The 17,791-nt window shown below is 70.5% G+C and carries 13 protein-coding genes; 6 read left to right on the top strand and 7 right to left on the bottom strand.

Annotation, left to right across the window (positions count from 1 at the left end):
* The first annotated feature begins 56 nt into the window (after positions 1–56).
* Positions 57–2,303 (top strand): DNA topoisomerase IV subunit A, encoded by a 2,247-nt coding sequence (gene parC / locus RKE50_RS02245; RefSeq protein WP_350034050.1) that lies wholly within the window; start codon positions 57–59, stop codon positions 2,301–2,303.
* Between the two features lie 10 nt (positions 2,304–2,313).
* Here the strand turns inward: parC and RKE50_RS02240 are convergent, their stop codons facing one another.
* The gene (locus tag RKE50_RS02240) at positions 2,314–3,567 is read right to left on the bottom strand and encodes a hypothetical protein (RefSeq protein WP_350034048.1); all 1,254 of its coding nucleotides are present in this window, start codon (positions 3,565–3,567) and stop codon (positions 2,314–2,316) included.
* Positions 3,568–3,699: 132 nt separating this feature from the next.
* Between RKE50_RS02240 and serB the strand changes: the two genes are divergently transcribed.
* Complete coding sequence (serB, locus tag RKE50_RS02235; protein ID WP_350034047.1) at positions 3,700–4,671, top strand: phosphoserine phosphatase SerB; 972 nt, start codon at positions 3,700–3,702, stop codon at positions 4,669–4,671.
* Here serB and RKE50_RS02230 read toward each other — a convergent pair.
* Positions 4,651–6,453, bottom strand: coding sequence for a cyclic-di-GMP receptor FimW-related protein (locus RKE50_RS02230; protein WP_350034045.1), 1,803 nt, complete (start codon positions 6,451–6,453; stop codon positions 4,651–4,653). The genes serB and RKE50_RS02230 overlap by 21 nt on opposite strands.
* Before the next feature lie 172 nt (positions 6,454–6,625).
* Here RKE50_RS02230 and efp point away from each other — a divergent pair, with 172 nt between their 5' ends.
* Positions 6,626–7,198 carry an elongation factor P gene (efp, locus tag RKE50_RS02225; protein WP_350034043.1) on the top strand — a complete coding sequence of 191 codons (573 nt, stop codon included), beginning with the start codon at positions 6,626–6,628 and terminating at the stop codon, positions 7,196–7,198.
* Between the two features lies 1 nt (position 7,199).
* A complete protein-coding gene (epmA, locus tag RKE50_RS02220; RefSeq protein WP_350034041.1) occupies positions 7,200–8,150 on the top strand; it encodes an EF-P lysine aminoacylase EpmA in 951 nt (316 codons plus the stop codon).
* A 32-nt stretch (positions 8,151–8,182) separates the two neighbouring features.
* On the opposite strand, the gene RKE50_RS02215 is transcribed toward epmA, so the two are convergent.
* Both RKE50_RS02215 and nhaC read right to left on the bottom strand, forming a co-directional pair.
* A complete protein-coding gene (locus tag RKE50_RS02215; protein WP_350034039.1) occupies positions 8,183–8,635 on the bottom strand; it encodes an acyl-CoA thioesterase in 453 nt (150 codons plus the stop codon).
* A 2-nt stretch (positions 8,636–8,637) separates the two neighbouring features.
* Positions 8,638–10,107, bottom strand: a complete 1,470-nt coding sequence (gene nhaC / locus RKE50_RS02210) for a Na+/H+ antiporter NhaC (protein ID WP_350034037.1) — start codon at positions 10,105–10,107, stop codon at positions 8,638–8,640.
* A gap of 173 nt (positions 10,108–10,280) precedes the next feature.
* On the opposite strand from nhaC, the gene RKE50_RS02205 reads away from it, so the two are divergent.
* Both RKE50_RS02205 and RKE50_RS02200 read left to right on the top strand, forming a co-directional pair.
* Complete coding sequence (locus RKE50_RS02205; RefSeq protein ID WP_350034035.1) at positions 10,281–11,996, top strand: VRR-NUC domain-containing protein; 1,716 nt, start codon at positions 10,281–10,283, stop codon at positions 11,994–11,996.
* Positions 11,986–14,304 (top strand): helicase C-terminal domain-containing protein, encoded by a 2,319-nt coding sequence (locus RKE50_RS02200; RefSeq protein ID WP_350034033.1) that lies wholly within the window; start codon positions 11,986–11,988, stop codon positions 14,302–14,304. The genes RKE50_RS02205 and RKE50_RS02200 overlap by 11 nt, the downstream gene beginning before the upstream one ends.
* Here RKE50_RS02200 and RKE50_RS02195 read toward each other — a convergent pair.
* The 3 genes from RKE50_RS02195 to RKE50_RS02185 are packed head-to-tail and all read right to left on the bottom strand — an operon-like array spanning position 14,283 to position 17,558.
* Complete coding sequence (locus RKE50_RS02195; protein ID WP_350034031.1) at positions 14,283–15,545, bottom strand: class I SAM-dependent methyltransferase; 1,263 nt, start codon at positions 15,543–15,545, stop codon at positions 14,283–14,285. The two genes, RKE50_RS02200 and RKE50_RS02195, sit on opposite strands and share 22 nt — an antisense overlap.
* A gap of 1 nt (position 15,546) precedes the next feature.
* On the bottom strand, positions 15,547–16,302 hold the full coding sequence (locus tag RKE50_RS02190; protein ID WP_350034030.1) for a DUF1365 domain-containing protein: 756 nt from the start codon (positions 16,300–16,302) through the stop codon (positions 15,547–15,549).
* Complete coding sequence (locus tag RKE50_RS02185) at positions 16,299–17,558, bottom strand: NAD(P)/FAD-dependent oxidoreductase (protein ID WP_350034029.1); 1,260 nt, start codon at positions 17,556–17,558, stop codon at positions 16,299–16,301. The genes RKE50_RS02190 and RKE50_RS02185 overlap by 4 nt, the downstream gene beginning before the upstream one ends.
* Between the last annotated feature and the right edge of the window lie 233 nt (positions 17,559–17,791).

Here is a 17,791-nt window from a genome sequence, read left to right as displayed (position 1 = left end):
CGCGGTGCCGGCAACATCATCCACCCCCCGATCGGAGCGAGCGACGAGACAAACGCATGGCTGACACGGAAGTGAACGACGGCGACGCCACCGAGCAGGTCTCCCTGCGGCAGTACGCCGAGAAAGCCTACCTCGACTATTCCATGTACGTGATCCTGGACCGGGCCCTGCCGCACGTCGGCGACGGGTTGAAGCCGGTACAGCGGCGCATCGTCTACGCCATGAGCGAGCTAGGGCTCAAGGCGACGGCCAAGTACAAGAAGTCCGCGCGCACCGTGGGCGACGTGATCGGCAAGTTCCACCCGCACGGTGACAGCGCCGCCTACGAGGCGATGGTGCTGATGGCACAGGACTTCAGCTACCGCTACCCGCTGGTGGACGGCCAGGGTAACTGGGGCTCACCGGACGACCCGAAGTCCTTCGCGGCCATGCGCTACACGGAGTCCCGCCTGGCGCGCTACGCCGAGGTCCTCCTCGACGAGGTGGGACAGGGCACGGTCGACTGGGTCGCCAACTTCGACGGCACGCTGAAGGAGCCCGCAATCCTGCCGGCGCAGGTGCCCAACGTGCTGCTCAACGGCACCACGGGCATCGCCGTGGGCATGGCCACGGACATTCCGCCGCACAACCTGCGCGAAGTGGTCGACGCCGCCGTGCACCTGCTGGAGAACCCGAAGGCGAGCGTCGCGGACCTGTGTGCCTTCGTGCGCGGCCCGGACTTTCCCACCGACGCGGAGATCATCACCCCCGAGGAAGAGCTGCGCACGATCTACGAGACCGGCCGTGGCAGCCTGCGCATGCGCGCGGTGTGGGAGCGGGAGAACGGCGACATCGTGATCCACGCGCTGCCCTACCAGACCTCCGGCGCCCGCGTGCTGGAGCAGATCGCCCAGCAGATGCAGGCGCGCAAGCTGCCCATGGTCGCGGACCTGCGCGACGAGTCGGATCACGAGAGCCCCACGCGCCTGGTGATCGTGCCGCGCTCGAACCGGGTCGACGGCGAGGCACTCATGAGCCACCTGTTCGCGACCACGGACCTCGAGCGCAGCTACCGGGTCAACCTGAACGTGATCGGCATCGACGGCCGCCCGGGCGTGCGCAGCCTCGAGCGGATGCTCAGGGAGTGGCTGGAGTTCCGTCGCAGCACGGTGCGCCGCCGCCTGGAGCATCGGCTGGACAAGGTGCAGAAGCGGCTGCATGTGCTCGCGGGCTACCTGATCGCGTACCTCAACATCGACGAGGTGATCCACATCATCCGCACCGAGGACGAGCCCAAGGCCGCCCTCATGGCGCGCTTCGGCCTGACTGACGTGCAGGCGGAAGCGATCCTCGAACTGAAGCTGCGTAACCTCGCCAAGCTCGAGGAAATGAAGATCCGTACCGAGCAGGACGAGCTCGAGAAGGAGCGCGACCAGCTGGAGAAGCTGCTCGGCTCCGATGCGCGGCTGAAGACCCTGATCAAGAAGGAACTGCGCGCCGTTGCCGAGAGCTACGGCGACGACCGGCGCTCGCCCATCGTCGCCCGGGAGGAAGCGCAGGCGTTCAGCGAGCTTGAGCTCATGAGCGCCGATCCGGTCACGGTGGTGCTCTCGGAGAAGGGCTGGATCCGCGCGGCCAAGGGCCACGAGATCGACCCCGCGACCCTGAGCTACAAGTCCGGCGACGGCTTCAAGCTGGCGGCCCGTGGTCGCAGCAACCAGCCGGCGGTGCTGCTCGACTCCACGGGCCGCGCGTACACGGTGGCCACCCACAACCTGCCCTCGGCCCGCGGGCAGGGCGAGCCGCTGACCGGGCGGATCAGCCCGCCTTCGGGCGCGGTCTTCAACGGCCTGCTCATGGGCGAGGCGGACCAGCGCTGCCTCCTCGCCAGCGATGCCGGCTACGGTTTCATCGGCCGCCTCGGCGACCTGCAGGCGAAGAACCGCGCCGGCAAGGCGGTGCTGACGCTACCGAAGGGCGCCCAGGTGTTGGCGCCCACGCCGGTGCCCGAGGCGGCCGCCTGGGTCGCCGCGGTCTCCAGCGAGGGACGGCTGCTGGTCTTCCCCCTCGAGGACCTGCCCGCCCTCGCCCGCGGCAAGGGCAACAAGATCATCGGCATTCCGCCGGCGCGGGTACAGGCCCGGGAAGAGTACGTGGTCGGCGTGCTGGCGGTCGGTAACGACGAGTCGCTGGTCATTCATGCCGGTAAGCGCCACCTGACCCTCAAACCCGCGGAGCTCGAGCACTACCGCGGCGAGCGTGGCCGTCGCGGCAACAAGCTGCCGCGGGGCTTCCAGCGGGCGGAGCGCCTGGAGCGCGGGTGATCGCCGCGCCTCAGGCGGCGGCCTCCCGGCGGCCCCGGAGGCGGGCGAGGAGCAGTGCCGACTGCCGCTCCAGCAGCAGCTGCTGGGTATCGGCGAAGCCGGCCAGCCGCTTGAAGCCCGGCTTCTCCAGGCGCAGTTCCGCGTGCGCCGCGAGGTCCTTGTCGGCGGCGGCATCCTCCGTCACCAGCACGTGCTCGCGATCGTGCAGGCAGGCGTCGCGCAGCTCATCCAGCACCCCCTGAAGGTAGAGGCCCGGGTAGATGTCCGCGGCGTCGCCGGGGCCGAGTTCGCTCCGGCCGACGGCCATGCCCATGGACAGGGAGAGCGACATCCCGGCTTCCAGGGTGCCGGCAACCTCCCGGACCAGGGCGGCGCAGGCCACGGCGCGCAGCGTCGCGCTACCGGTTCCCTCGCCCTCGGCGAAGCACAGGGCCAGGCCGAAGGGGCGCGCGACCTGCAGCTTGCCGCCGTAGCAGGCGGCCGACGCGTAGATGATGCGGTGCAGCCGGTCCGTGTAGCGGTGCAGGTTGCGCTCGTTCAGCGTGTCGACGTAGCCGGCCAGGCTGGCGAGGTGCAGGTAGAGCACCGTGTTCGTGCGGTAGTGCTCGCCGCTCGGCGCGCCCGCGTCCCGCGGCCGCAGCAGCTCCAGCGGCAGCGCCTCGACCCGTGACTCCAGCAGCTCGAGCTCGCTGATGCCGGCGGCCGGCGGCGACGCGCCGTCGAGGGCCAGGCGCTCGGCCGCGCCGGCGATGCGGCCGACCAGGCGCGCGGCGCCGTAGCGGGCCACCAGGAAGACCAGCAGGCTGAGGACGACGGCCAGGGCACTCAGGCTGAGCAGGAAGCGCTGCCGGGATTCGCGGGCGCTGCCTGTATCGAGGGCGATGCGGACCCGCCCGGCGATGTCCGGGCCGACCCGGACCGGGGCCTCGTAGTGGGCCTCGCCGGGGCGGCCGTCCGTGCCCGCGCGCCCTAGCGCCTGGCCCTCGACATCGTAGATCTCCACCACCGTCGCCGGCGAACTCTCGACGAAGCGCTGCAGGGAGGCGGCCACGCTGAGCAGGTCGCCGGACTCGAGGGCGGTGCTGATGCGGCGGGCGATCTGCTGGGCGAGGGCGCTGCCGTAGTCCGCCTGCTGCGTTTCCAGCAGGTAGCGGCTGGAGGTGGCGGCCAGGGTGACCAGGGCGAGGGCCACGGCGAGGCTCAGCGCCGCGGCGGCGAGGGGCAGCTGCAGGGTGAGGCTGAGGTTGCGTAGCGGGCTCTTCACTGCGGTGTTTTCACGGTGCGTTGGCGGTCCTCCCGACGCGGCGGCGCCAGTATAGCGTGCCCGCGCGAGGCACCGTGAATCGCCGCGTCATCCGGGCTAGAATGCGCCACCGGCCCGCAAGGATCCCTGCCCGTGTTGCCCCCGCCTCTCAACGACCTCTTCGCCGCGCGGCCGCGGCCGCCGAGCCACGTTGCCACGCTGGTCGGCCGCCCCCTGGCCGCGGACGCGGTCGCCGCCTTTGCCGAGCTGCTCGCTCGCGGCGGATGGCAGGTGCTCGGCGGCGAGTGGCTGTCTCTGCCGGGTTCGCCGCGGGGTTGCCTGGAGGTTGCGCTCGCCGGTGACGAGACCTCGCTGCCCGTGCTGCGTGAAGCGTCGCTGGCTCTCGCGGCGGAGCGGTCCCTGGACATCTGCCTGCAGCGCGAGGGCCCGCTGCGACGCCACCGGCGCCTGGCCGTGTTCGACATGGACTCCACCCTGATCGAGGCGGAGGTGATCGACGAGCTCGCGGGAGCCGCCGGCGTGCGCGAGGCCGTCAGTGTGGTGACCGAGCGGGCCATGCGCGGGGAGATCGACTTCCGCGAGAGCTTCCGCGCCCGCCTAGGCACGCTCCGCGGCCTCGACGGCGACTGCCTCGACGACATCGCCGCGAGCCTCCGGCTGGTGGATGGCGCCCGGCAGCTGGTGGCAACACTGCGCGCCCTGGGCGTGCACACGGCGATTCTCTCCGGGGGCTTCGACTACTTTGCCCGCGACGTGCAGGCCCGCCTGGGTATTCACGAGGTGCACGCGAACCGGCTGGAGCTGGAGGCCGGGCGGCTCACCGGCGAGGCGGTGGAGCCGATCGTCGATGGCGCGCGCAAGGCGTCGCTGCTCAGGGAGCTGGCGGCCCGGGAGGGGCTGACGCCCGCGCACGTGCTGGCGGTCGGTGACGGTGCGAACGACCTGCCCATGCTCGGCGAGGCCGGCCTCGGCGTGGCCTTTCGCGCCAAGCCCGTAGTGCGCGCGGCGGCGCAGCAGGCTATCAGCCATTTCGGCCTGGACTGCGTGCTGTTCCTGCTCGGCGTGCCGGAGCGGCACTGGGTATCAGAGGTCGTCCCAGACTGATTCGAACTGGTTGGCGTGGAGAGCATCGTGCCCGGCGTCGATGTCCTCGTCGAGCTGGCGGCGGTACTCAAAGTCGAACTGGCCGAAGGCCGCCGTCGAGGCGATCTGCCGTTTCAGCTTGACCAGGAACGTTTCGTCCTTGCGGGCGAGGATGATCTTCTGGTTCTCCTTGAATACCAGCCGCGGGGCGAGCAGCGTGTGCGGCTGGCCAACCAGGGCGATTTCCGGCAACAGGATGACGCGGATCGGCCGCGAGTAATCGCCGTCCGGGAGCCGGACCTGCGCGGCGTAGGCCGTTCCCCGGGGGCTCAGCAGTTCGAGGCCGAGGAGCGTCGGCGCGTTCTTCACCTGGCTGATCCAGCGGATCACGGCGATGGACCAGTCGCCCTCGCCGTGCTGCTGCTCGCGCAGACAGACCACGTCGCCGATACTGATGCCGTCCGGCAGGCCGGTCCATTCCACGCAGTAGCCGCCGGGGCTGACGTTGGCGGATTCGACGGTAAAGACCGTGTAGCGGCGCGGGGGGGCGTCCTGCTCTGGCGCGGCCAGGGACCCCGCATCCACGACGAGAGCGCTATCGCTGTGGTCTGCGTCATCCTCGAAGTCTTCCTCCGGGTTAGCCTGCTGCCAGCGGTCGCCGCCCTCGGAGGTTTTCAGGAACGGGTTCTGCGGGATCTGTTCCGTCACCGGAGGTTCATAGTCGTCGCCGTGCAGTACCTTTTCGAGACCGCGTTCGCCGGCAACGTAGTAGTGCACCGCTGACAGGCCCGTGGCGATCCACAGCTGGTGGCGCGCCGGCTGGCGGTTGAAATGGCGCTGGCTGACCTCGCCGAGGGCCCGGCCCAGGTGCGCGCAGAGGTGGCCGTCGAGGCGGGTTTCCCGGTCGAGGCTGTAGCTGCCCTGTTCGCTGCGCCCGCGGAGCTCGGCCAGGTGCCGCACCAGCGCCCGGGTGTTCAGGTAGCGCTGGCTGCCACCGAGCGGCTGCGCCTGCAGGGCGCTGTAGCCCGGCGGGCGGTCGCTGGTGAGGTCGAGGAAGAACAGGCCCTCGCCCACGGCCGGGTCCTCGATGCGGGCGAGATCGCGCCAGTGCCAGAGCGCGTGAAAGGTGGTGAGGATGTCCTGCTGCCGGAGCTGGTTGCTCTTGCAGCAGGCGAGCAGGACGCCCGGCAGGTATTCGCCGGCCACGGTGGACTCGGTGTCCGTGAGCGGGTCCCTGACCGGCAGGTTGGCCAGCTGCTGGCGCTCGGCCAGGGCGTAGAGGTGATGCAGCATCGCCCAGTGGTTAAGCGGCACGGGTTGGTAGAGCAGGTGGTACTGGAGCAGTTCCCGGCTGCGGAAGGCCACGGCGCGCTGCAGCGCCTCGCAGGCCAGCCGCGCCGGGTTCAGGCCCTCGATGGCGTCCGGCTTGCGGATCGTGTTCACGGCGACCAGCGCGTAGCCCGCGGCGCCGAGCTCGCAGAGGTCCGAGACCAGTTCCGAGCGCTGCCGGATGTGCTCGGAAACCACTGCGCTGTCCGCAATGAGCCCCTGGGTCAGCGCCTCCGTCACCTGCTTGAGCGTCGCGCGCAGCGCCTCGAGGATTGCGAAGCGCTGCGGCGGCGCGATGGCCACCCGGTTCAGCGAGGACAGTGCGTCGCGGAGCGCGGCGGCGCCCTTGGCAGGGTTGCCGCCCGGAAGCGCGGCAGCCCAGGCCTCGGCGGCCGCCGGCGTAAGGTCAAACAGGTCGAAGGAATCGAGGTCCTGTTGCGGCAAATGGAGGATGCCCGTGCTTCTGTCCGGCATGGTCGCCACCCTCCCCGGGGCTCTCACCAGATGCGGCCAGTTTATCGCATGCCGGCTCCCGCAGCGCAATGCATCGGGGGCTGCACTGGGGACTGCGTCACGGAATGCACCGCTGACTTCCACCGCCCTCCTGCGCTATGATGCGCCGCTTTTCCGGTACAGGTGGTCACCCATGGCTAGCTACTCGACCAATGAATTCCGCTCGGGCCTCAAGGTGATGCTCGACGGCGATCCCTGCAGTATCCTCGAGAACGAGTTCGTGAAGCCCGGGAAGGGCCAGGCCTTCAATCGCGTCCGGCTGCGCAACCTGAAGACCGGCCGGGTCTGGGAGCGCACCTTCAAGTCCGGCGAGTCCCTCGACGGGGCCGACGTCATGGACGTTTCCATGGAGTACCTCTACACGGACGGCGAGTTCTGGTACTTCATGGATCCCAAGAGCTTCGAGCAGCACCAGGCCGACGCGGCCGCCGTGGGCGATACGAAGCAGTGGCTCAAGGAGCAGGAGCCGGTGGAGGTCACCCTTTACAACGGCACTCCGCTGTCGGTATCGGCGCCGAACTTCGTGGAGCTCGAGATTGTCGAGACGGACCCCGGGCTCAAGGGCGATACCGCCCAGGGCGGCAGCAAGCCGGCGACGCTGAGCACCGGCGCGGTCGTCCGCGTGCCCCTGTTCATCTCCCAGGGCGAGGTGATCCGCGTCGACACCCGCACCGGCGAGTACGTGGCCCGGGCCAGCAAGTCCTGACATGGACGACTGGCGGCCCGCCGCCAGCCCCGCGGCGCTCGCGCGCCGCGCCGAACTCCTGGCCGCCGTGCGCGGCTTCTTCGCCCGCCGCGGCGTTCTCGAAGTCGAGACACCGCTGCTAGCCAGCCACGGGGTGACCGACCCGGCCATCGAGCCGCTGGTGGTGCAGGGCGGCGCCATCGTTGCCGCGCCCCGCTACCTTCAGACCTCCCCCGAGTACGCCATGAAGCGGCTGCTTGCCGCCGGTAGCGGGTCCATCTACCAGCTCGGCAGGGCCTTCCGCGACGGCGAGGCGGGGCGGCGGCACAACCCGGAATTCACGCTGCTGGAATGGTACCGGCCGGGCTTCGACCACCACGCGCTCATGGCCGAGGTCGCCGAGCTCCTCGAGCACTGCCTGGGCCGCACGGGCTGGCGCAAGGTCAGCTATGGTGACCTGTTCCGGGACCACCTCGATCTCGACCCGCACCGGGCCAGCACCGAGGCGCTGGCAGGCCTCGCCCGCGCGGAGCTGGATACCGGCGGGCTCGAACTGGACCGCGACGGCTGGCTCGACCTGCTGCTGTCCCACCGCATCGAGCCCGCGCTGGAGGGCATCGTCTGCGTTCACGCCTACCCCGCCTCCCAGGCGGCGCTGGCCCGCGTCGACGCGAGCGGCCCCGTGGCCGTGGCAGAGCGCTTCGAGTTCTACGTCGACGGGCTGGAGCTCGCCAACGGTTACCACGAGCTGGCCGACCCCGAAGAGCAGGCGCGGCGCTTTGCCGCCGACAACGCCTCGCGGCGGCGCCGCGGCCTCGCCGAGCGAGCACCGGACCCGCGGTTGCTGGCCGCCCTGGAAGCCGGCCTGCCCCCCTGCAGCGGCGTGGCCCTGGGTTTCGACCGCCTGGTGATGGCGGCCACCGGTGCGGCGAGCGTCGATGAGGTGCTGGCCTTTCCCTGGGGGCGGGCCTAGGCCTGCCCGGTCCCCGCCTTCACTCCCCGGGCCTACTCCCCCGGTTCCGTGGGATCGATGATCGCGGGGCCGTAGACCTCGATGAACACCGGCGGCATGCGCCGGGGCTTGCCGGTCGAGATCTCGATGCAGGCGAAGGTCACCCGGCCGCGAAGCAGCGTGGTGCCGTCTTCTTCCCGGCACACCTGGAAGTTGCGGGTCATGGTCAGGCGCCGGTCCCAGCCGGTGATCCAGGTGGCGATGGCCAGGCCGTCGCCGAGCCTTGAGGCCGCGAGATAGTCGTACTCCCCGCGAATCACTGCCATGGCCCGGTTCAGGGACCGGTAGGCCGCGAGATCGATACCCAGTGCCTCCGTGTGCGCCCAGGCAGCCTGTTCGCACCACTGTACGTAGACGGCATTGTTGGTGTGCTCGAGGCCGTCGATGTCGCCTTCGCCGACGGTCCGCCGGATGACGAACGGGGCGGGGTGGTCCCATGCCGGCACGCTCAATGCTTCCCGGCGATGCGCCCGTCCTCGCTCTCGAGGGGCTTCTGGGCGAAGTGGAGGAAGCCGTAGGCGATCGCGATCAGCGGGCAGGCGATGTTGAAGAATGCGAAGGGCGCGTAGCTCGCCGTCGCGACCCCCAGGGTGGCGCTCATGTAGGCGCCGCAGGTGTTCCAGGGGATAAGCGCCGAGGTGATGGTGGCCGAGTCCTCCAGCGTCCGCGACAGGTTCAGCGGCGACAGGCCCCGGGCGATGTAGGCGCGGCGGAACATGCGCCCCGGCAGGGCGACGGAGATAAACTGGTCCGCCGCGAGGACGTTGGTGGTGAAGCAGGTGGCCACGGTGGTGGCGACCAGCGAACCGGTGCTGCGCACGCCGCGCAGGGCCACCTCGAGCCAGTAGTTGAGCACGCCGGTGCGCTCGAGCACGCCGCCGAAGCCGAGGGCGCAGAGGATCAGCCAGACGGTATTGAGCATGCTGCTCATGCCGCCCTTGCTGAGCAGGGCGTCTAGGTCGGCGTTGCCGCTTTCGGACTGGTAGCCGTCAGCCAGGGCCATCCACAGCCCCTTGCCGTAGGCGGCGACGCTGCCGCCGGGCGTCTCGCCGGCCAGGCGCAGCACCTGCTCCGGCTGGAAGATGATGGCCACCAGCCCGCCGGCAAGGGCCGAGAGAACGATGGCGGGGTAGGCGGGAAAGCGCCGGTAGACCAGGTAGAGCATGAGCAGCAGCGGCAGCAGCAGGTGTGGCCCGATGGCGAATTCCTGCTGCAGGCTGTCGGTGAGCCGGGCGATCTGCGCCGGCTCCGCGGCATCGCCGCTGCCGAGAAAGGCGAAGATCACAAGCGCCAGGCAGAACGCCGGTGCCGTGGTCCAGACCATGTGGCGGATGTGATCGAAGAGGTCCACCCCCCCGGAGGCCGCCGCGAGGTTGGTGGTATCGGACATGGGCGACATCTTATCGCCGAAGTAGGCGCCGGAAACGATCGCGCCGGCGGTGATCGCCGGCGACAGGCTGAAGGTGCCGGCGATGCCCATGAGGCCGATACCGAGGGTACCGGCAACGGTCCAGGAGCTGCCGATGCTGAGGGCGACGATGGCGCAGAGCACGGCGCTGGCGGCGTAGAACACCCGCGGATCGAGGATCTGCACCCCGTAGTAGATCATCGCCGGCACCGTGCCGCCAAGAATCCAGGTGCCGATGAGCATGCCGACAGCGAGGAGAATCAGCGTCGGGCCGAGGCCCACGCCGATGCCGTCCACCATGCCGGCCTGCGCGGCGTCCCAGCCCAGGCCCGTGCGGTAGCCGACCAGCGCGGCGACACAGGTGGCGAGGACGAGGGCGATCTGGTTCGGGCCGTAGGAGGCGTCGGAGCCGAAGAGAAAAACGGAGCAGGCGAGAAGGGCAACGAGGAAGACGATCGGCGTTGCGGCCAGGGGCAGGGTCAGTCGGTCATTGGCGTGTTCACTGGTCAAGGCCTGCCCCCGTTGCTAGCCGGCTCGCCTGGCTCTGCCGCCGGCGCTCCGGGCGAAGGATGCCGGAAAACCACGGCGCGGTACAGGCGACAGGGGCGGGCGGCCTCTGACAGCCCGCGGCCGCTGGCGTACCATGGCGGGGTTCTGTCACCCCTGCCGGCGCAGCGAAGACCTTGGAACCCGAGCCCCTGAAAACAGAGCCCCCGGAGCACGAGCCCGCTGCGCTGCCCACCCTGCCGCCGCGCTACTACCTGGACAACTTCCAGCGCCTGCGCGAGGCCGTGGAGGCGCGCTACGGGGACCTCCTGAATGCGGGGGAGCGGGCGGTGCTCGCTGCCTTCGATGCGCTGCCGGCCCCCGCCCGCTGCCTCTACCTCCGCCTGCTGTCCCGGGTGGGGCCGTGGTTCCGCGCCTCCCGTCTCGACTACGCGGAGATCGGGCCGCCGGGCCCGGCCCTCGATGCGCTGGTCGACGCCGGGCTCGCCGTTGAACTCGACGCGCTGCCCGTGGCGGAGCTCGGCCGGCTGTTCACCCGGCCGGAGATCGCGGCGCTCTATGCCGCTGCGTTGCCCGGGGCCGCGCGCCTGGCCAAGGGGCCGCTGCTGGAGGCGGTCGCCGCGCTGGGCGAGGACGATGAAGCCCGCTGGGCGCGGCTGCAGGCACAGGCGCCGGAGCGCGTCGTGGCGCCCCTGGCCCTGGAGGTGCTGGAGGTCCTGCAGCTGCTCTTCTTCGGCAACCGGCGCCAGGGGCTGGTCGATTTCGTGCTTTCCGACCTCGGGGTGGCCCGCTACTACCCTTACGCCCTCGACCGGGAGACGCGGCTGTTCCGGGATCGGGACGCCCTGGAGGCGGTGCGGGCCGTCGGCGAGCTGTCGGACCTGTACTGGCAGTGGCGCGAGGACCCGGAACTCGATCCCGGCGTGCTGCCGGCCCTGGCCGAGGCGACGCTGGCGCTCGAGGTCCGTGGGGATGCGGCGCAACGATCCTGGTGGCGCCTGCTCAACCGCCTCGGGCGCGACTGCGAGCGCCAGGGCGCCGGCGACGTCGCGCTGGCGCTCTACGCGGCCAGCGGACGCCACCCGGCACGGGAGCGCCGGGCCCGCGTGCTCGAGGCCGGCGGTGAAGAGGCGGCGGCGCTGGGGGCGGTCGAGGCCATGCTCGCCGCGCCCTGGTGCGAGGCAGAGGCCGCCGCGGCGGAGCGCATGGCCCGGCGCCTGCGCCGGCGTGTCCACGGTCGGCCGCAACCCCGACCCCGGGACCATTTCCCGGTCGCCGGCCTCACCGTGACGCGCGTGACCGGCAGCGTGGAGCGCGACAGCGCCGCCGCCCTGGAGGCCCGCGACGGGCGGCCGGTGTTCTATCTCGAGAATGCGCTCTTCACCGGGCTGTTCGGCCTCGCCTTCTGGGAGGAGCTGTTCGCGCCGGTGCCGGGCGCTTTTCATCATCCCTACCAGGCGGGCCCCGCGGATGCGTTCAGTGCCTCCTTCCGCGAACGCCGCCGCGACGCCATCGATCGGCGCCTGGAGGCGCTGGCCGCCGCGGACCTGCCGACGCTCCTGGCCGGCGCTTTCCGTCGCTACCGGGGCTACCAGTGCCACTGGGTGGACTGGCGCGCCATCGACGAGGCGCTCGTACGCCGCGCCGCCCGCTGCATCCCCTTCGACCACCTCGCCGGCACCTGGGAGCGGCTGCTCTTCGACCCTGCGGACAACCGCCGCGGTTTCCCGGATCTCGTGGCCCTGGGCGAGGCGCCCGGCGACTACGCCCTTTACGAGGTAAAGGGGCCCGGCGATGCGCTGCAGGAACACCAGCGGCGCTGGCTGAACCACTTTGCGGGCCTCGGCATGCCCGCCTCGGTGCTGCAGGTGAGCTGGGCCGATGATGGCTGAGACCGACGGGACCGCCGTTGCGGTGCGCGAGCTGGTGGCCTTCTGCCACCGCAGCGGAGACATCGACCAGCGTTTCCAGGCCTCGCCGACTGCGGCGGACGGGCAGCGCGGTCACCGCGAGGTCGCGCAGCGCCGGCCGGCGGGCTGGGAGGCGGAAGTTGCGCTCAGTCATCGCTGGTCCGACGGTGAGCGGACGCTGCTCCTCCGCGGCCGGGCCGATGGCGTGGAGCGCGGCGCCGCCCTGGTGGAGGAGATCAAGACCTGCCGGGTCGACCCGGCGCGCATCCCGCAGGCGCAGAGCCGCCAGCACCTCGCCCAGGGCCGCCTCTATGCCGCCATGCTGGCGCAGGCGGAAGGCCTGCCGGCGGTGACCGTGCGCCTTACCTGGTACCAGCTGGACAGCGGCGACGAACACATCCTCGAGCAGCACTACGAGGCCGCCGAGCTCGCGGCCTTTCTCGAGGACAGCCTGGCGCGCTACGCGGCCTGGCTGGACACCGTCGCTGCGCTGGCTGCGGAGCGCGATGCCAGCATTGCCGCCCTGGCCTTTCCGCACCGGGACTACCGGGCCGGCCAGCGGCGCGCAGCGGAGCTGGTCTACCGCTGTCTCGATCGCGGCGGGCAACTGCTGCTGGAAGCGCCGACGGGCATCGGCAAGACCCTGGCGGTGCTCTTCCCGGCCCTGAAGGCGCTCGCCACGGGAAAACACGACCGGCTGGTGTTCTGCACGGCGCGGCACACGGGGCGGCGGGCGGCGGAGCGGACCCTGGCACAGCTGGAGGACGGGGGGCTGGCGGCCACGCGGCTCACGCTCACGGCCAAGGAGCGCATCTGTTTTTCGCCGGGCAAGGCCTGCCGCCCGGAGGAGTGCCCGTTCGCCAGGGGCTACTACGACAAGCTGCCCGCGGCCCGCGCCGAGGGCGTTGCGCTGCGGCGCCTCGACCAGCCGGCCCTCGAGGCCCTGGCGCGGCGGCACGAGCTCTGCCCCTACCAGCTCGCTTTCGACCTGTTGCCCTGGTGCGACGCGATCATCGCCGACCAGCACTACGCGTTCTCCCTCGGCGCCACCCTGGGTCAGCTCGCCCTGGAGCGGGGGGAACGCTGGTCGCTGCTCGTCGACGAGGCCCACAACCTGCCGGCCCGGGCCCGCGACATGTACAGCGCGTCCCTGTTCCTGCCGCTGGTCCGCCTGGCCCGCCGCGCCGCCCGGGGCCGCCTGCGGCGCGCCCTGGCCGCCGTCGACGGGGCCCTCGCGGACCTCGCCCCGCCGAAGGCCGCTACCGGGGAGCGGGTCCATCCGCTTGACCGGCCGCCGGCCACCGTGACCGGGGCGCTGGAGGGGCTGGTGGCGGCGGCCGCGGCGCTGCTGGTCGAGCGCCCGGACGTGCTGGCGGCGCCCGGCCCGCTGCGGGACGCCTGGTTTGCCGCTCTCAACTACCTGCGGGTCAGCGAGGAATGGGGCGAGGACTACCGCTGCGACCTGCAGCTCGACGGCGGCGGGGAGCCCGCGGCCCTGGTGCTCAACTGCCTCGACCCGGGACGCCTGCTGGCCCGGCGGCACGACGCGGGCCATGCCAGCGTCGCCTTCTCCGCCACGCTGGCGCCGCCGGCGTGGATGGGAGAGCGTCTCGGCTTACGGGCCGACGCGGTGTGGCACCGCTGCCTGTCACCCTTCGAGCCCTCGCAGCTGGCGGTGACCCTGGAGCCCGCCATCGACACCCGCTACGCCGCGCGCGCGGCGAGCCGCGACGCCTTGGTGGCGCGCCTGCTCGCCTGGGCCGATCAGCACCCGGGTAACTGCCTGGTGTTCTTTCCGTCCCATCGCTACCTCGCCGATTGCCGCGAAGCGATCGACGCGGGCCTCGCCGGACGCCGGCTCTGGGTGCAGCCGGCGCCCGGCGGGCCGCCGGGGGAGGACCTGCTGGCCCTGCTGGGTACGGCGCGGGACGTGTTCGCCCTCTGTGTGCTCGGTAGCGGGTACAGCGAGGGCATCGACCTGCCGGGGGACCAGCTCTGCTCCGTGGTGGTGGTCGGCCCCGGCCTGCCGCAACTTTCCCACGACACCCGCGCCCTCGAGGCGTGGTTCGACGCGCGCGGGCGCGACGGCTTCGCCTGCGCCTGCCTCTATCCGGCGCTACAGCGCGTGAACCAGGCCCTGGGCCGGGTGGTCCGGGCAGACGCGGATCGCGGGGCTGCCCTGCTCATCGACCCGCGCTTCCTGCGCGCACCCTACCGCGGCCTGCTGGCGCCGCACTGGGACTACCGGCTTGCGGGCGCGGAGGACGCTCAGCCCTCGGGCGGGCGGTAGCCGGGCTTGGCAAAGGCGAGCTGCGTCGTGCCGATGATGCGCTCGCGGAAACCGCCCTCGCAATAGCAGAGGTAGAACTCCCACATGCGGATGAAGCGCTCGTCGAAACCCAGCTTGCGCACGCTGTCGAGGTTGGCGAGGAAGCGTTCGCGCCAGTGCGCCAGGGTGCGGGCGTAGTCGCGGGTGATGTCGCGCAGGTGCACCAGCTGCATGTCGGTGTCCTCCGCGATATGCTGGGCGATCACCGCCAGCGAGGGCAGGCAGCCGCCCGGGAAGATGTAGCGCTTGATGTAATCCACGGAGCGGCGGGCGCGATCGTAGCGCTGGTCCGGGATGGTGATGGCCTGGATGACCATCTTGCCGTCGGCCTTGAGCAGCTTCGAGCAGCACTGGAAGTAGCTGCGGTAGAAGTCGTGGCCGACGGCCTCGATCATCTCGATGGACACCAGCTTGTCGTACTCACCGGTAAGCTGCCGGTAGTCCTCGCAGAGTACCGTGATCCGGTCCGAGAGGCCGTGGCGGGCGACCTCGAGGCGCGCGTGCTCGTACTGCTCCCGGGAGATCGTGGTCGTTGTGACCCGGCAGCCATAGCGGGAGGCGGCGTGGATGGCCATGCCGCCCCAGCCGGTGCCGATCTCCAGCAGGTGATCGTCCGGGGAGAGTTCGAGCTGGCGGCAGATCTCGTCCAGCTTGGCGACCGCTGCGGTCTCGAGGGAATCGGCCGGGTCTTCGAAGATCGCCGAGGAGTACATCATGGTCGGGTCGAGGAACAGGCGGAAGAAGTCGTTGCCGAGGTCATAGTGAGCCGAGATATTGCGCCGGGAGCCCGCGTGCGTGTTGCGGTTCATGGCGTGGGCGACGGCGAGGCCGGCGCGCACGTACCAGTGCTGCTTGGCCTGCAGCGTGTCCAGCGCAGCCATGTTGGCGCTGAACAGGCGCGTCACCTCCGTGGGGCTCGGTGACGACCAGTCGCCCTCGATATAGGCCTCCCCGGAGGCGATCGTGCCGCCGGTGAGCACCTTGCGATAGGCCTCGCGGTTGTGCACGACGATCTCCGCCTGCGGTTCGCCGGGTGCCCCGCGCTTGCCGAAGTGGAAGGTCTCGTCGCCATCACGCAGCGTAAGGCTCCCGGTGCTGATCTTCTCCAGCACGCCCAGCATGAGCTTGCGGGCGAGGTTGCCGCCGAGCAGGCTGCGGGCCTGCGGTAACAGCCGGATCCGGCTGACGCTCAGGTCGTTCATGTCACACTCCAGACGGTTTGCTTCTCTCGGGGTGGGGATACAGGGGCACTCGCTTGACGAACAGCTTCAGCGCCTCGAAGTAGATCGCGGCCGCGACTTTCGCAGTCATGAAGGGGTAGCGCAGCAGCATGCGGTTGAGGTTGCGCGCGGTCAATGGCTCCGCCGTCAGCGCCAGCGTGGCGTCGAACACGAGGTCGCCGCCCGCGCTGTTGGCAAGGTGAATACCGAGGCGCCGGCCCGGGGTGTTGCTGCGCCAGTGGTAGCGCTGCGCCATCGGGTTGAAGGGCGAAACGTGCAGCGCCTTGTCGAAGTCGCAGGACAGGCGCGCCTCGTCGCCGGCGCAGAGCACATAGCTGTGACGCTCATTCCAGGGCGTGTTGGTGACCTCCGCCACCAGGTACTCGAGGCGGGTCTCGTCCTCGTTGTAGCAGTAATAGCAGCAGATGGGGTTCATCTGGATGCCGAAGTAGCGCAGGTTGGCCAGCAGGTAGATCGGCCCGCGGTGCTCCCGTCCGGTCTCTTCACGGATCCGCCGGCGGACCTCGTCGGCCAGGGGCTTAGCCGGGTCGCCGAGGAAGTCCTCGCGGCGGAAGCGGCCCGGGGCCCAGCGCCGGGCCGACCACAGGGGGATGTCGTCGAACAGCTTCGGTAGCTCGTCCAGGCACAGGTAGGGCATGAAGACCCGGTAGCTGAAGGCATGGTCGCGGGGGCGGTGTCTGCGGTGGCGCAGCAGCCCGGTGTACAGCCGCGATTTCATGCCGCGGCTTGCTCGCTCCCGGCCAGGGCCTGGGCGACCCGAAGCGCGCTGACCACGCCGTCTTCGTGGAAGCCGTTGTGCCAGTAGGCGCCGCAGTACCAGGTGCGGCGCTGTCCGTTGATGTCACCCCACCGTCCCTGTGCGCGGGCGCCGGCCAGGGAAAAGACGGGGTGCGCGTAGCTGAAGCGGCCGAGAATCTTGTTCGGATTGATGGCGCTGGTGTTATTGAGCGTCACGCAGAACGTCTCCGGTGCCTCCAGTCCCTGCAGGATGTTCATATTATAGGTAACGACCGCGCGCTGCTCATCCACGCCCAGGCGGTAGTTCCAGCTCGACCAGGTGTTGCGGTTTCCGGGCAGCAGGCGCACGTCCGTGTGCAGGACGACGTCATTCTCCTGGTAGGGCAGCGCAGCGAGCACGGCGTGCTCGGCGTCGCTCGGGTCCGCGAGCATGGCCAGCGCCTGGTCCGAGTGGGTGGCGATGACCACCTGGTCGAACTGCCGCTGCTCGCCGCTGGCGAGGGTCAGCGTGACCCGGTCCGGCTGGCGCTGCACGGCGGTCACGGCGCAACCGGTATGGATGCGGTCTTCGAAGCGCTGGCACAGGGGCCGCAGGTACTCCCGGGACCCGCCCTCGATGACGTGCCACTGGGGCCGCTCGCGGATCGACAGCAGGCCGTGGTTGCGGAAGAAGCGCAGGAAGAACTGCAGCGGGAAATCGAGGACCGAGTCGCAGTCGGCGGACCAGATCGCGGAGGCCATGGCGACGAGATACTGGCGCCGGAACGCCTGGCCGTAGCGGCACTGGTCCAGGTACTCGCCGAGCGTGGTGGCGTCGTCCACACGGCCGGCCTCCAAGTCGTCGATGGCCTCGCGGTTGAAGCGCAGGATGTCGCGCACCATGCCGAGAAAGCGCGGCGAGAGGAGGTTGCGGCGCTGGGCGAACAGCCCGTTCAGGCCGCTGCCGCAATACTCCAGCCCGGTCACCTCGTCGTGCACCGAGAAGCCCATGGTCGTCGGCCGGCTGCTCACTCCGAGCTCTTCCAGCAGGGCGATGAAATTCGGGTAGGTCCAGTCGTTGAAGACGATGAAACCCGTGTCCACCGCGTAGCGCCGCGTTCCGAGCTGTACGTCGACGGTCGCCGTGTGCCCGCCGATCTGGCGATTCGCCTCGAAGACCTCCACCCGGTGGTGAGCGCTGAGATAGTGAGCGCATGCTAACCCGGAGATGCCAGACCCAATTACTGCAATTTGCAAAGCGACTGCCTCGGTGAGTACGAGGTGACTACGCCGTCCGGAGGTCGCCGGATCAACACCGCGGGCATTCCCCAAGCGCCTGTCCCCGGTGCTGGCTGGCGCCTGGCACCGGGCACGTTCTGGCTCTGCCGCTTCCGTCCGGGAAGTTGCCCAGGAAAAGCAAGACAACTAATGGTCAGAACCTGGTCAACGTGAGGCGGGCGCTCCCCCGCGTGATAGCGTATGCTTTTTAA

Source organism: Pseudohaliea sp., assembly GCF_040217025.1.
Classification (GTDB): Bacteria; Pseudomonadota; Gammaproteobacteria; order Pseudomonadales; family Halieaceae; genus Pseudohaliea.
The sequence above is the reverse complement of the archived record's forward strand: the minus strand, read 5'-3'. Positions and strand labels throughout refer to the sequence as shown.